The 14,176-nt window shown below is 45.7% G+C and carries 10 protein-coding genes; 7 read left to right on the top strand and 3 right to left on the bottom strand.

What is annotated here, in order from left to right; translation table 11 throughout:
* Positions 1-34: 34 nt before the first annotated feature.
* The 6 genes from L1N85_RS05980 (at position 35) to L1N85_RS05955 (ending at position 8,559) form a co-directional block, all read left to right on the top strand.
* The gene (locus L1N85_RS05980) at positions 35-1,780 is read left to right on the top strand and encodes a sensor histidine kinase (RefSeq protein ID WP_235235975.1); all 1,746 of its coding nucleotides are present in this window, start codon (positions 35-37) and stop codon (positions 1,778-1,780) included.
* A 6-nt stretch (positions 1,781-1,786) separates the two neighbouring features.
* Complete coding sequence (locus L1N85_RS05975; RefSeq protein WP_235235973.1) at positions 1,787-3,472, top strand: response regulator transcription factor; 1,686 nt, start codon at positions 1,787-1,789, stop codon at positions 3,470-3,472.
* Between the two features lie 119 nt (positions 3,473-3,591).
* Positions 3,592-5,304, top strand: a complete 1,713-nt coding sequence (locus tag L1N85_RS05970) for an extracellular solute-binding protein (RefSeq protein WP_235235971.1) — start codon at positions 3,592-3,594, stop codon at positions 5,302-5,304.
* Positions 5,305-5,450: 146 nt separating this feature from the next.
* Positions 5,451-6,305 (top strand): ABC transporter permease, encoded by an 855-nt coding sequence (locus tag L1N85_RS05965; protein WP_235236193.1) that lies wholly within the window; start codon positions 5,451-5,453, stop codon positions 6,303-6,305.
* 18 nt (positions 6,306-6,323) lie between these two features.
* Entirely contained in the window at positions 6,324-7,214 is an 891-nt protein-coding gene (locus tag L1N85_RS05960) for a carbohydrate ABC transporter permease (protein ID WP_235235969.1), read from the top strand.
* Between the two features lie 49 nt (positions 7,215-7,263).
* A complete protein-coding gene (locus tag L1N85_RS05955; protein ID WP_235235967.1) occupies positions 7,264-8,559 on the top strand; it encodes a Gfo/Idh/MocA family protein in 1,296 nt (431 codons plus the stop codon).
* Here L1N85_RS05955 and L1N85_RS05950 read toward each other — a convergent pair.
* Positions 8,528-10,021 carry a cellulase family glycosylhydrolase gene (locus tag L1N85_RS05950; protein WP_235235965.1) on the bottom strand — a complete coding sequence of 498 codons (1,494 nt, stop codon included), beginning with the start codon at positions 10,019-10,021 and terminating at the stop codon, positions 8,528-8,530. The genes L1N85_RS05955 and L1N85_RS05950 overlap by 32 nt on opposite strands.
* A 515-nt stretch (positions 10,022-10,536) precedes the next feature.
* On the opposite strand from L1N85_RS05950, the gene L1N85_RS05945 reads away from it, so the two are divergent.
* Positions 10,537-11,115 carry a helix-turn-helix domain-containing protein gene (locus L1N85_RS05945; RefSeq protein WP_235235963.1) on the top strand — a complete coding sequence of 193 codons (579 nt, stop codon included), beginning with the start codon at positions 10,537-10,539 and terminating at the stop codon, positions 11,113-11,115.
* Positions 11,116-11,216: 101 nt separating this feature from the next.
* Here L1N85_RS05945 and L1N85_RS05940 read toward each other — a convergent pair whose 3' ends face one another.
* Positions 11,217-11,477 (bottom strand): hypothetical protein, encoded by a 261-nt coding sequence (locus L1N85_RS05940; RefSeq protein WP_235235961.1) that lies wholly within the window; start codon positions 11,475-11,477, stop codon positions 11,217-11,219.
* 23 nt (positions 11,478-11,500) lie between these two features.
* Positions 11,501-13,954 carry a polysaccharide lyase 8 family protein gene (locus tag L1N85_RS05935; RefSeq protein WP_235235959.1) on the bottom strand — a complete coding sequence of 818 codons (2,454 nt, stop codon included), beginning with the start codon at positions 13,952-13,954 and terminating at the stop codon, positions 11,501-11,503.
* Between the last annotated feature and the right edge of the window lie 222 nt (positions 13,955-14,176).

Here is a 14,176-nt window from a genome sequence, read left to right as displayed (position 1 = left end):
TTTTGCTGCTAGATTTACAGGAGGCGTTGCGCGGATGGGAAAGGGGAACAAATTTATTATTCGGCCTAAACTATTGGTTTATCAAAAAATTATTATAGTGTTTACTGTCCTTATCATTCCGGTCTACCTGATCAATTTATGGATGAATATCATGGGACAGACATTTATTAAGAATGAGTTTTCAAATTCCAATTTGTCGAATGTTAAATTTTACGCCAGGCAGTTGGATGACCAGATTTCGTTTATTCGTAACCAGCATCTGCAGTTTTTAGACGATTCGAATCTTCAGAAGCTAAGTTTTCTGGGCGAAACGCTGGATGGTTTTGAAGAAGTACAACTGGTTAACAAGGTGAAAGAGCGGTTGGCCACCATTCAGAACTCGAGCGATTATATAGTAAATGTAGGCGTATATATCAAGTCCTATAATAGAACCCTTTCCACTCGTGGAGGGATTACCGATATTCCTAACAGCGAATGGGACCTGATAGAATCGTTATATAACGGCGAACTGAAGCAATCTTTATATTATGCGGCCGGCCGGTTGTTCTTTATCGAACCTTCCAACAATTCCAACATTATCAGCTACCTTGAATTGTCAAAAAGTAAATTTGAAGCAGCCTTGATCCAACTGGTCCAATATGGGAACGACTCAGGTGTGGTGCTTTCCGATGATCCATTTGCTCAGCATATATCCATTCAATACGATCCGGGGGTTGTTCAAGGCATCTCCGCCAATATGCAGAATAACGAAGCCAAGAAAGACTTCGACAGCTTCATTGTTCAAAACGAAGAGAAAAGCTACAGAATAACCTACCACCGGATTAGCTCGCTCGGATGGACGCTGTACACTTACATGGATGAAAATCAAATTACGAAACCGCTCCGATCGTTTAATGTATGGTTCATCATTCTGTCTCTGGTTTCTATAGCGATCATACTGGTATTTTCACTTTCCGTTAATCTGATGATTCACAAACCGATTAACAAATTGATACGGGCGTTCAAAATGCTGGAAATGGATCAACTGCATGTTTCAATAAAATCGAAAGGGGGTACCGAATTCGGTTATCTTTACAGAAGCTTCGACAGCATGGTCGAGAAGATGAAAGTGTACATTCAGCAAAACTATGAGCAAAAAATGGCTTTGCAGCACTCTGAACTGAAGCAGCTTCAATCTCAGATCAATCCTCATTTTTTGTACAACAGTTTTTTTAATATTTATATGATCTGTAAAAGCGGTGATGCAGAAAATGCATCCATTCTTGCTCAAAAGTTAGGAAGCTACTACCAATTCATTACGAGAAGCGGTTCGGACGATGTGCTGATTGAAAAGGAATACCGGCATGCCCTCGATTACTGCGATATCCAATCCATCCGGTTCTCGAACCGCATACAGGTACAATTTACTGATTTGCCTTATAAGTGCAAACCTTTAACGGTGCCGCGGCTGATTATCCAACCTGTCGTTGAAAATGCGTTTGAGCATGCTTTTGAAAACGGTATGCAGCGAGGCAGCGTGTATATATCGGTTTCGTATGAGAACGATACAATCTCGATATGCGTGGAGGATGACGGCAGCACAATGACCGATGGAATGTTGCAAATGCTTCAAGATAAACTCGCCCATTCCTCCGTCATTCATGAAAAAACAGGTTTAATAAACGTTTGCAGCAGGCTTCGTTTGAAGTATGGCGAGGCAAGCGGAGTATTTGTTTCCAGAAGCGGATTCGGCGGGCTTAAAGCGAAAATCGTTATTTCATATCAACCATACGGAGGGTGATGAAACATGTACAGATTATTAATAGTAGATGACGAACCTGCGATTGTAGATGGCTTGATGCAGCATTTTCAAGAGACGGATGAGTTTGAGCTTGATCTATGTAAAGCTTATTCTGCCTTTGATGCGTTGGAACTTGTTAAGAAAACAAAGATTGACGTTGTTCTCAGCGATATTCGCATGCCAGGCAAAACAGGGCTGCAGTTAATGGATGAAATCCTGTTTTATTGGCCAGCCTGCCGGATCATTTTTTTGACAGGGTACAGCGAGTTCGATTACGTGTATACGGCCATACAAAAAAATGTGGATAACTATATTCTTAAAACCGAAGGTTTGGACACGATACTGGCTGCGATTAAGCAAGCCATACAAAGAATAGATGAAGAATCACGAAACAGAACGATTGTTGAAAGAGCGGAAAAGCAGATGATGCTTATAAGCCCCTTAATGAAAAAGGAGCTGTTTGAGGCGCTGCTTTCGGGGGAAACGACATCTGACATTTTTACGAATGGGCGTTTTGCGGAGGTAGGGTTAAATTTGCAAGCCGACCAGCCTGTGTTCATGTTAATGGGAAAGGTGGACAATTGGGCTGAGGAAGACTCGTATACGAATAAGCTTGATGTGCTATACTCCATAAAAGATATGCTAACGAGTCAATTGCCATCCTTATTCCGGATAGAGGACATTGTGCATGATCATTCCATCCTCGTATGGTTTATTCAGCTTGACCCGAACACGGACCGATTTAAAGGCGGGAACGGCCAAACGGAATGGAGAGAAATCATTAATTATTTGAAAGGAATATTGGAGTCTGTACAAAATAATAGTCAGGATCTGCTAGGAGTTTCTCTGTCTTTTGCCTTATCAAAGGAGGCATTCGAGTGGGACTTCATGCATAAGGAATTTGAAAGGCTCAAAAATGTTCTAAAACGAGCGATGGTGTTGGGACAAAAAATGTCGATCATAGATACCGGTACATCCGATAGTCTTCTAAGCATGGAAGCCGACAACGGATCCCTCGGAATGGATGAATTCCCCAAACTGCTGGGCTTGCTGGAGAAATATATGGATGAAGGCGATGACAACCATGTCGTCACATCAATTTCGGCGATTATCCAAAATATAAAACATAGTTTAGCCAGCAATTATTTGTCCGGCTTGGAACGTTATTATACTTTTATGCTGGCTCTATTATCGCATGTGAACAATCTGAATATGCCGGACATGCTGAAGGATGATAATGATTTCGCAAATCTTATCATTATGGAACACCCGATGGAATGGGAGTCAGCGGAGACACAACTGATCGAACTAGGGGAGCATATATGCCGAATAAAGAAGGAGCAGCATGAAAAAGGCGAGAACCTGTTGATTGAACGCATACACCGTTTCATTCAAGAAAATCTGGGCGGCGATTTATCGCTTGCCCGAATTGCGGAATGGGTTTATTTTAATCCATCCTATCTTTCACGTTTTTATAAGCAGGCGACAGGCCGGAATCTGTCCGAATATATCAACACTGCAAAAGCGGAAGCGGCTGCAGGGTTGCTTGAGAGCATGCAGTTGAAGATTAATGAGATCGCATTAAGCTTAGGCTTCGAATCGCCCTCTTATTTTACCGCTTTCTTCAAAAAAATGATGGGACGAACCCCACAGGAATATAGAGAAAATTACATCCAAAAAACAAGGAAGTAAACAGAACAGAAGAAAGTAAACAATTTATGATTTCGCAAGTCCGCCTCCGGACATTACAATGAATTCATGTAAAGCTCGAGTGCTTACAAATTTTACAGAACATTATTGGGGGGTAAAACATGATAAAAAAGGTTGTTAGTTCAGTTCTAATTTCGACATTATTAGCAGCGTCGCTTGCAGCTTGCGGCAGTAGTAATGAAAACGCTTCAAATTCTAATGCTGCGACACCGACGAATCAGTCTCACGACGCCAATGAACCTGCAGCCGCACCAGATCCGCTTGGAAAGTACGAGCAGCCGGTTACGGTAACGGAGGTGATTGGCTACCGTCCGCCTGAAGATGCGGGAACACCGAAAGGGATTACTCCTGAACAAAATGCCTACCTCAAGGATTTAAAAGAAGCTATGAACATTGAAATAAAATATTTGTGGGCTGTACCATCCGAACAATTTGAGCAAAAGTTTTCACTGGCCCTGGCAACCGGAGATTTACCCGATGTGATGCAAGTAGACACCAAAACATTTGAAAAATTGAAAAAGCAGGACATGCTTGCGGATATGACCGATGCCTATAATAACTATGCTACACCCGAATTAAAGGAATGGATCGAGTCGGACGGCGGGTTTACTCTAAAAACGGTTACATCTGAAGGTAAAATATTAGGGATTCCGAGCTTCGAGGATCCATACATGTCGACACAGCTTATATGGATCAGGAAAGACTGGCTGAAAAATCTGAACCTGGAGGCTCCGAAAACGATCGATGAGCTGGAGAAAGTAGCCGAAGCCTTCGTTAACAATGACCCCGATAAAAACGGTAAAGACGATACGTACGGCATAGCCATGCAGAAAGCGCTGATTGGCTGGGGCTTTGACGCAAGAGGTCTGTTTAACGGCTTTGGCTCTGCACCAAAATCTTGGCTCAAAGGAGCAGACGGCAAACTGGCAGCCGGTGAAATTCAGCCTGAAGCGAAAGAAGCGCTTGCCAAGCTTCAGTCTTGGTACCAGAAAGGGATTATTGACCAAGAGTTTGCGCTGAAAGACGAGACCAAAATGTCTGAAGATATTACGGCCGGCAAGGTAGGCATTACGTATGGCGAATGGTGGGTTCCGAACTGGCCGCTTAATCTTAATATGGATAAAGATCCGAATGCGGAATGGGAAGCTTATCAAATACCGGGACTGAATGGTCCGGGGAAATCCTTGGTAGGCAAGCTGCGGTTAAACTCGATCACAGTAGTCAATAAGAAGTTTGAACATCCCGAAGCGGCTGTTAAGATGATTAACTTTTATAATCTAATGCTAAATAAAGAAAATTTCGAGAAAAACAAAGCGGAAGACGGATATGTATATAACTGGTTCCAGCCGCGTATCTATCAACCGAATCTATTTGATGTGATCTATGATGAAGTGAATAAGGCCATTGCTGCCAATCAGGATGAAATCCCGGTCACAGATTCAAGCTATCGGGGGATTAATGATGTGTTTCTTGCGACAAAAGCTTTCCTTGCAGGAGATACAAGCACTAGATCAAAAGGAACAAATTGGGGGTTGTACGCCAGCCGTGCTGCTGAAAACGGAGGCTGGGGCTTAACGCGCAAAATCCGTGAAAGCGGGCAAGTATTCTTCAACGAATTCTACGGTCTTCCTACGCCGACACAATTAGATAAGGGCTCTCAATTGGATAAGCTCATTGATGAAACCTATATCAAAATTATCATGGGCGATTCTTTAAGCGAATTCGACAAGTTCGTAAGCAGCTGGAAGAAGCTTGGCGGAGACGATATTACGAATGAAGTAAACGAGTGGTACGAGAAGGAAGCAGTTAAATAAGCAAAGCCGGAAAACGGCGGGGAGAGAGTATTTATGAGCTCTCCCCATTTGCTTAAGATAGACTCTTGCAGATAATGGAGGATTCACAAGTGAGCGATAAACTTGCACATTTACGAAGAAGAAATTCAAACATACCGCTGCATCTGATGCTCCTGCCTGGCGTGCTTGTCACGCTTATTTATGCTTACGGCCCTATACTTGGAGTCGTTATGGCCTTTCAAAAGTATGAACCGGCATTGGGTTTTCTTAAATCCGAATGGGTTGGATGGGAAAATTTCGAATACGTGTTCAATTTGCCGGACTTCAATCAGGTACTGTGGAATACGGTACTCATTGCTTCACTAAAAATCGTGTTTTCTTTAATGGTTCCGCTTCTATTGGCGCTTTTACTTAATGAAGTCACAAAAAATTGGTTTAAACGGATCATCCAGACTAGCATTTTCTTGCCGTTTTTCCTCTCTTGGGCTGTGCTTGGCGGTGTCATTCTTGAGTTGTTTTCTTTGAATGGGCCTATTAACAGTTTGGTTTCGAGCTTGGGTTTGGAACCGACGATGTTTATGGGCAACAATAGTTGGTTTCGGGCCATCATTATCGGCTCGGATGTTTGGAAGGGCATGGGCTACAATATGATTATATTTTTGGCTGCGATCACAGGCATCAATGCAAGTCTGTATGAGGCAGCCGAAGTGGATGGGGCAGGCCGATGGAAACAGATGGTTCATATTACGCTTCCGGGTATGATGCCCATTATTATTTTGATCGGAACATTAAGTTTAGGCGGGATTTTGAACGCAGGCTTCGATCAAATTTTGATTATGTATAATCCGATTGTATACGAAGGCGCGGATGTGATTGACACCTTTACTTACAGGCTTGGCTTGTTCAGCCAACAATTTGCACCCGCTACTGCGGTCGGATTGTTTAAGTCGGGTATTTCGCTCGCGTTGGTGTCCTTATCGTATTACCTTGCCTACAAGTTTAGCAATTACCGAATCTTTTAAACGGCTGGGGGATTTCATATGTTCTATAAACAATCAATTAACAGAAAGTTATTTGTCTGGGTTAATGCAGCAGCGTTGACTTTCATTACACTTATTGGCATTGTGCCGTTCATTCACCTGCTGGCTGTCTCATTAAGCAGCAATACGGCTGCTATGGCTGGCGAGGTAAAGCTGATTCCCATTGGAATTACGTTGGATGCATACGATTATCTCATTCATAAGGTGGAGTTTCTTAGGTCTCTGGTCGTCTCGCTGAAAAGAGTTGTGCTCGGAACGGCGATTAATATGTTTTTGGTTTTCATTACTGCCTATCCGCTGGCTAAATCAACCGAACAATTTCGAGCGCGCACCGCGTATGTGTGGTTTTTTGCGATAACCATATTTTTGGGCGGAGGGCTTATTCCGACGTTTATTATCGTGAAAGAAACCGGTCTTATCAATTCGATTTGGGCGCTCATATTGCCTGGTGCTTTAAATGTATGGAATATGATTATGATGCTCAACTTCTTCCGGGGAATACCGAAGGAAATGGAAGAAGCCGCAACGATTGACGGAGCAGGCCATTGGGTGCTTCTGTGGAAAATTTACTTGCCTGTATCGCTGCCTTCGATCGCGACCATTGGACTGTTTACCGTTGTTGGGCATTGGAATTCCTGGTTTGACGGTATTCTGTATATGAATTCGCCGGAGAATTATCCGCTGCAAACGTACCTGTCCACCTTGATTACGGCCATGAACGCGCAGATTCAATCCATCAGCGTCGAACAGCTGAAAGCACTTGAGAATCTCAGCGAGAAAACGCTGCGTACGGCACAAATATTTATGGGTGCGCTGCCGATTTTGATGGTGTATCCGTTCCTTCAGAAATATTTTATTAAAGGTATGACGGTAGGCAGCGTCAAGGAATAAGGAAAAGTGACCACATTCTGATGGAGAGAAAGTTAGAGGAGAGACATAAATGAAAAAAATAAAGGTTGCCGTTATCGGAGCAGGTCTGAGAGCTGAAATTTATTCGAGTTATGCGTTGAGCCATCCCGATGAGATGGAGGTGGTTGCGGTTGCCGACCCTAATCCGGAGAGAAGGGAAAAGTTTAAATTACGTTACCGTTTATCTGACGAGATGTGCTTTGAGAACTGGGAAGCGCTATTGTCTGTACCCAAGTTGGCAGATGCGGCCTTTATCTGTACACAGGATAAGATGCATTATGAACCTGCGATGAAAGCAATGGAAGCGGGGTATCATGTCCTTCTGGAGAAACCGATGTCTCCCGACCCGCTGGAAAGCATCCGAATGGGGGAACGGGCTGAGCAGTACGGCCGGGTGTTTTCGATCTGCCACGTACTCCGCTATACGAATTTTTTTACAACGATCAAGCAGCTGCTGGATGAGGGAACAATTGGACATCTTATGTCCATTCAACATAACGAGAATGTAGCCCACTGGCATCAGGCACATAGCTTTGTCAGAGGAAATTGGCGCAATACCGCGGAGTCGAGCCCGATGATCCTCGCCAAATCATGTCACGATCTGGATATTATTCTATGGCTGGCAGGGTCCGACTGCACCTATGTGTCTTCTTTCGGATCGCTGTCTTATTTCAAGAAGAAGCATGCGCCGGAGGGAGCGCCATTGCGGTGCTTGGACGGATGTCCGGTATCCGGACAATGCCCTTATTATGCGCCTAAAGTTTACCTTACGGAAGATCTGAGCTGGCCTACTTCCGCGATTAGCAACGATCTTAGCTTGGAAGCGCGCACGAAAGCGCTGCAAGAAGGGCCTTACGGAAGATGCGTGTACCATTGCGACAATGACGTAGTCGACCATCAAGTTGTCAATATGGAGTTTGCTAATGAAGTAACGGCTGCTTTTACAATGAGCGCATTTACGCATGATTGCAGCCGGACTCTGAAGCTGATGGGATCAAAAGGCGAAATTCGCGCTGCAATGGAAAAATATGAGATTGAAGTGATTGATTTTGAAACAGGAGTCAAAAATGTGATTTCACTTCAGACTGCAGGCGGGCATATTGGACATGGCGGCGGAGATTTCGGGCTGATCCAGGATTTTGTCAAGCTTGTGCAGAATGACGGCAAGGTCGAGGGATTAACCTCTGCTGAGACTTCCGTTCAGAGCCATCTGATGGCATTCGCGGCGGAAACGTCCAGATTGGAAAAAAGAGTGATTTGCATCGATGAATATAAACGTAATTTGAGCTGCGGACTTATCCGATTTGCAGCAGTCTTCGACCGTTAGAACAAGGCGGAATACGTACGAAGCCGGCGTCGGTTCCTTTCATCCTGTCGATCGAACAGCCAGTGCCAGCAGGCATCAGGATAATAGAATCGGGGTAAAGGCGGCTTACATCCGGCAAGTATACGATAGTAGGGCGGCTAATCTGATTTTCTTCTTCCCATTCCAGAATGAAAGCACGGTCTTCGTGCCGATATTGGTAGCGCAGTATGGTCCCCGCAGCAGCCAATGGATAACCTCGGCACACCCCGCGGAAAGACGAATAATTTTCGGTTTCAGCACCGAAGTAGGACCAGTAGGCGTCGCTGCACAGCAATTTCTCAAAGATGCTCTGGATGTGTACGGACGGAGATTCCGCCGACTGGGATCCGTAATATGCGCCCCATTCGCCGATGAGCATGGGCATGTCCAAGCGCTGACGGGTTTGTTCATGCCGTTCAAAAATGAAGCTGACCCGCTCGTTGTTGGCGGCGTGCGCAAACGCTGTATCCGTGACAAGATCGTACCCATGCGGAGCATAAGCCTGCTGCCTATCCCTTTCTCCGTCCTTGTCTATGATCGGTACGACCCCGCTCGGAACGCCTTGGTTAGAGAAGAGGTTCGTCTCCAGGAACAGGATGCCGCCTTGATCCGCATCACGAATGGCATGAGAGACCTTTGTAAAAAAACGCATTAATTGCTCCCTTTCGAACGATTGCTGAACGGGAACGATAGCGTCCATAATCGTTCGATACGCGTCCGGCTGTTCAAGCAGTTCGAGCGCTTCCAGCTTCTTTGCCGGATCCATCCACATCCCGGTCAGCTCTTCCATGTCCGGCGCATCAAGGCCGGTGCGTTCGGCCAGCATTTGCCCATAAGCGGAAAATAGGTTCCGGATGATAAACTGTACGCCCGAACCGATAAAAGGCTCGTTCATAATATCGTAGCCGATGACGTTCGGTTCGCTGCCCAATCGTTCGACAACGCGGCGCCATGTTTTCACGTAATGATCCTGGATGCCGATTCCATCCGGTCCCGGCGTATTGTTCCAGAAATGGTCGAATGCTTTCTGCACGGCTCCATTAAATAAATAGGCATCGCTCCACAATTCGGCGGGTACATACTCCTCGTTGTCCGACAACGTGGCCCATGCGGGCGCTCCGTCACCGTAAAGCGAGCTGTACAGATCCTGATGCATATCGAGAAATACGTATTGGTCGTACCTGTGAGCCAGACGAATCAAACCGCGCAATCGTTCCAAATAGCTGTCATCGAATGATCCAGGCTCCGGTTCCACTCCGTCCCATATGATGCCGAGACGAATGAGATTGAATCCCCATTGCTTCAATTTGCGGAAATCCGTTTCATCCCACTTGCCGATGTAATCAATACTTTTTTCTTTGCAGACCATGTTGATGCCGTGAAGAATGACATGTCTGCCCTGCTCGTCGACAAAACGGCTTCCCTGCACCCGGATCTTTGTCATTTCGGTTTCCTCCCAGAAAGAATTCACTTGTACTGACTAGTCAGTTTAATTATATGCAAGCGTTGTTTTCTGTGTCAACACTTTCATAAGCTCAACTATTTGATCTTGTGCCTTGTTTATGGGAAAGCCCTGAAATTGGTTCGCTCACATACGATCAACGGACCGAAGTTCCTTGAAGAGAGCATTTGCTTCATGGTGACCACCATTCGTTGAATGAGCATGTAATCGTCAGGATGATAAGAAAATTGAATTTGAGCGAGCGGAACTCCATAAGTTACTGGAGAAATCCAACATAGCGCGCCGGATGGGGTGTAAGGAGCCGAAGTTACTGGATAAATCCAACATAGCGCGCCGAATGGGGTGTAAGGAGCCGAAGTTACTGGAGTATACAAGGAGAGATGATTGAGCTTGACATTGTGAAATGCGATGAAGTATCATTACGTGCTCTCACGACCTTATTCGCAACGAACCGCGAGTAACAAATCATTTATATCCGCGGGGTGGAGAATCTGTCGATGAAGGATCAAAGGGGGATTACGCCGGTTTTACTGAAATCCCGAAGTCAGCTTATCTTTTCCTTTGAACGGAATCCTGCCGATTTGAAGACGGAGAATGCGCTGGACGCGAAGCTTTATGAGACATTTCAAGACCGGACCATATTTCTTCCTCCGCTGCGCGAGCGCTTAAACGAGCTGGACGAGTATATTCGTACGTTTCTTATCATGTACAATGAAAGATTCGGCAAACAGATCGTCGGATTGCGGCTGGAGGTCATGGAAGCTTTATATGTGCACCCGTGGCAGGGCAATCTATTCGAGCTGAAGGAAATGATCGAAACGTTCGTAAAGCATTCGGAAGGCGAATATATAGGGAAGGATGTTCTCCCTTTGATGCGTCAGGTCGAAGGCGTACAATCGAGCGATTCGGCAGGCCGCAGCGGTTTGTCGGGTTTTGTCGATCTCAACAAAACACTCGATGAAATCGAAAGAGACGTCATTCAAGCGGTGCTGGAGCGGGAGAATATGAATCTGTCCGCGGCTGCCAAGCGGCTGGGGATTAACCGTTCGACGTTATGGAGAAAGGTAAAGGAATAACATGCGAATGCTTGATAATGAGTTAAATCGGTCATCCTAAGATTAGGATGACCGACTTTTTTTCTGGCGTGTCTCTAATCGTTTTTTGAATGATAACTATTTCACTTGTACATATTGTTCAGATACAATACTTGACTTAACAGCAGCTCCGCAAATGCGGCGCTGATCTTTTTGCCGGATAGTGCGCGGACCTCATGTTCCAAAGCATTCAATCCGTTCAGCACCTGCCTGCTATCATCCTGGTTCCTTTGGATAGGATCCACCTTTGCCATCAGGCTGTTAAAAATGCCCCGGTTCGTAATCCAGCCTTGCTGCCAAGCGTAATTTAAGGTTTCATCCAGATGATCTGCGTCCATCATCACTTGAAGCGTAAACTCGCGAACCGTTACATTCCCCGTCTGATCACTGCATTGTTGATGGTTGGCCCGATTATATCTTTGAACATGACGTCATGCGTTTTCCCTATCGAGCCGGCAACATTAATCTTCACTATGACTTTAGGCGATGTTTGCAACACTTCTACCGTGTTGTCTTTGTTTGCGACAGTGAGTCCCGTCTTATCCAGTTCCACCGTAACCGAGTCTTGTTTTTGCGTCGGATCGGACACGGCCAGCGTCAACTTACCATCCGCTTCCCTCACCATAACGGAAGCAGCATCGTGAGCCGTAATAAAATCGGCCTTTCCCGGTTGGAAGAAGTTTGCCGCCGTAATGCCGAGCGTCGTTTCTCTCACCGCATGAACATCGGCGCTGTTGCTGAGGATCTCTATATCCGGATTTTCGCTGTAGCTTGCCGTTGCAGCCGCGTCTTTGTTCGGCAGCAGTACATAAGAATACGAGGCGTTCGCCGGGTTCGCTCCATGATCAAACGCCACACTTAAATAGCTTCTCGTGATCGGATCCGATGGTCCCCCTGTATTTATCTCGTTCCATGAACCGGTTCTCGCCTCACGAAGACCGTGCACAGAAGCGGATCCCGGGAAATAGTACCCGATGTCCGAATTTGCAGCGTTGCCCTCCAAATAAGCCCATTTGACGTTGTCCATCGATTCCGACCACCCCGGTTCGGCCGGTTTCGTTTCTCCGTTGACTGTAAACGTATTATCGCCGCTGTCATTCAGTTGGCGATTTTCAACGACCGTTTCCACTTGGCGGCCTTCCGCACTTTTTATGCCAGACCCCAATGCGACGATTTCATCGTCGAACATAAACCACGATTTTTTTCCTTGAAGCGAGCTGCCCGTTACTTTTTCCAGCGAAAAGTCTATGCCTGCGGCACCGTAAAGACCGTCGATCGATGATCCGCCAACCCAGGTTCTTGTATTCGGGTAAGAATACCATGGTCTGGGAGTTACTCCTTTTCCCGATCCGTCCGTCGTCGTACCCGGCAAACGGAAGCTATCGACGGTTGGCCAAAAATCGTTGCTGAATTGGATGAGATCGTTGTTGTAAAGATAGGTCATGCCGAGACCCGTATACCAGCCCTTGATGTTTTCGCCATTGCCGTATTCAAAAGCCGATATCCGGTCGGAGAACATGCTGATGCCGAAACCGAAACCCGGACGCAGATGAACAACCCGGTCCATCCCGGCAAACACTTGATGTTTGACTAATTCGCCCTGCGGCCCAATCTCCGAATTATTCATCAACGATTTAACAAGATTCATTTCATAGAGAGGCAGGCCTTTGATATAATCGGCAAATGTCGTATCCGTCTGAATCCACTGTTTGATCATTCGCTTGATCTTGAGCGCTTCTTCCGGCGGCGCGCCTTCAGCCAAACGCAGCAGGGTCAAGATCGTTGACCGGCCGGTTGTATGATCCGTACTATTTTGCCTTGAGATCGCTCTGCCTCTTACCATATCCATCATGGCGCCTTTGTAGATGAGCGGTTCGAAGGATTTTGCCACCCAATCGAATACGTTATTTACGTTAGGATCCGTCACTTCCCACGGAGAATCCTTCAATAAGTACAACATATCAGCCGTACGGCTAATCCACACAGATCCGTAGCTTCCGGTATATGCGATGTTAAAGTGCTGGACAAGCGAACCGTCCCGGTAAACTCCGTCTCCATGATCGACGTAAACATACTCTTGGCCGATCGAATCACGTCCCTGGTTGACTTTGGCACTGTTATTGCCCAGTACGCCGCGAAGCGTGACGACCAGCGCTTTATCCAGCAGGTTCGCTCCGGTTTCCCTGAAGCTATCGTTGTTAAGCGAGTCCCGTTTGGTAGGATCCGGAACGAAACGGTCGATCGCTTTAATATAATTGTTCAATTGGGTCGACGTTAGATCATCGTACATGAGTACCATAATATTGTTTGCGATTTGGGGCGTTCCAATTTCCCAATCCCACCAATTACCGTATACGTTTTTGTTTTCGTTGTACCGGTTAACATACATCCAATCCAATGCGCGGATAATGTCATTCTTCAATGCCTCGTTTTGATATAACTCCGAACCTTGAATGGAGTACGCAAGTGCCATGTCCCTTAAGATGCCGTAAGCCCATGAAATCTCGCTCGAAACTGTCGTACTTGTCAAAAAGTCCCACAAATACGTCCGATCCGCCGACTTGTTCATCGTATCCCAGCGTCCGGTCTTCTCATCGTTCGTTATGCGGTCTGTCAAATCGGTAATATACGCGGCAATGTCCGGATCATTCGGATCATAGCGGTCGTTGCCGGTCAGCTTGTTGAACCATCTCTGCCGTAGTTCATCATTCGCCGTCAATGCTTCTTCCGCACTGACAACGCTTTCAATTGAAAGTGGAAAGGAGGGAAATAAACTAAGCAACAAACAACCTGCAAGAACGAAACTAATCTTTTTCTTCAAATCTCTTTCACCTCGTTTTTTTGAATTAGATTTATGGCCGATCCGCTTCCAAGTATAATGAAGTTTATTCATTTACAAAAGAATACGATTTCTCGATTCGCTATCATTTCTTATACCTAGAAAACGGATAGCGAATCGTGTATCGGTATATACCTTTAATTCTGATTTCATATTATAGTAGAAGATATTCAATAGAAGGATGGGCTTGTAGAATGGGGGGCT

Source organism: Paenibacillus alkaliterrae (genome assembly GCF_021532375.1).
Taxonomy (GTDB): domain Bacteria; phylum Bacillota; class Bacilli; order Paenibacillales; family Paenibacillaceae; genus Pristimantibacillus; species Pristimantibacillus alkaliterrae.
Note: the sequence above shows the minus strand (reverse complement) of the source record. Positions and strands in the feature narration are given on the sequence as shown.

Coding starts and splice junctions, on each gene's coding strand:
- L1N85_RS05970 (WP_235235971.1), top strand. CDS start 3,592: ATGATAAAAAAGGTTGTTAGTTCAGTTCTAATTTCGACATTATTAGCA.
- L1N85_RS05955 (WP_235235967.1), top strand. CDS start 7,264: ATGAAAAAAATAAAGGTTGCCGTTATCGGAGCAGGTCTGAGAGCTGAA.
- L1N85_RS05965 (WP_235236193.1), top strand. CDS start 5,451: ATGCTCCTGCCTGGCGTGCTTGTCACGCTTATTTATGCTTACGGCCCT.
- L1N85_RS05980 (WP_235235975.1), top strand. CDS start 35: ATGGGAAAGGGGAACAAATTTATTATTCGGCCTAAACTATTGGTTTAT.
- L1N85_RS05960 (WP_235235969.1), top strand. CDS start 6,324: ATGTTCTATAAACAATCAATTAACAGAAAGTTATTTGTCTGGGTTAAT.
- L1N85_RS05950 (WP_235235965.1), bottom strand. CDS start 10,021: ATGACAAAGATCCGGGTGCAGGGAAGCCGTTTTGTCGACGAGCAGGGC.
- L1N85_RS05975 (WP_235235973.1), top strand. CDS start 1,787: ATGTACAGATTATTAATAGTAGATGACGAACCTGCGATTGTAGATGGC.
- L1N85_RS05945 (WP_235235963.1), top strand. CDS start 10,537: ATGAAGGATCAAAGGGGGATTACGCCGGTTTTACTGAAATCCCGAAGT.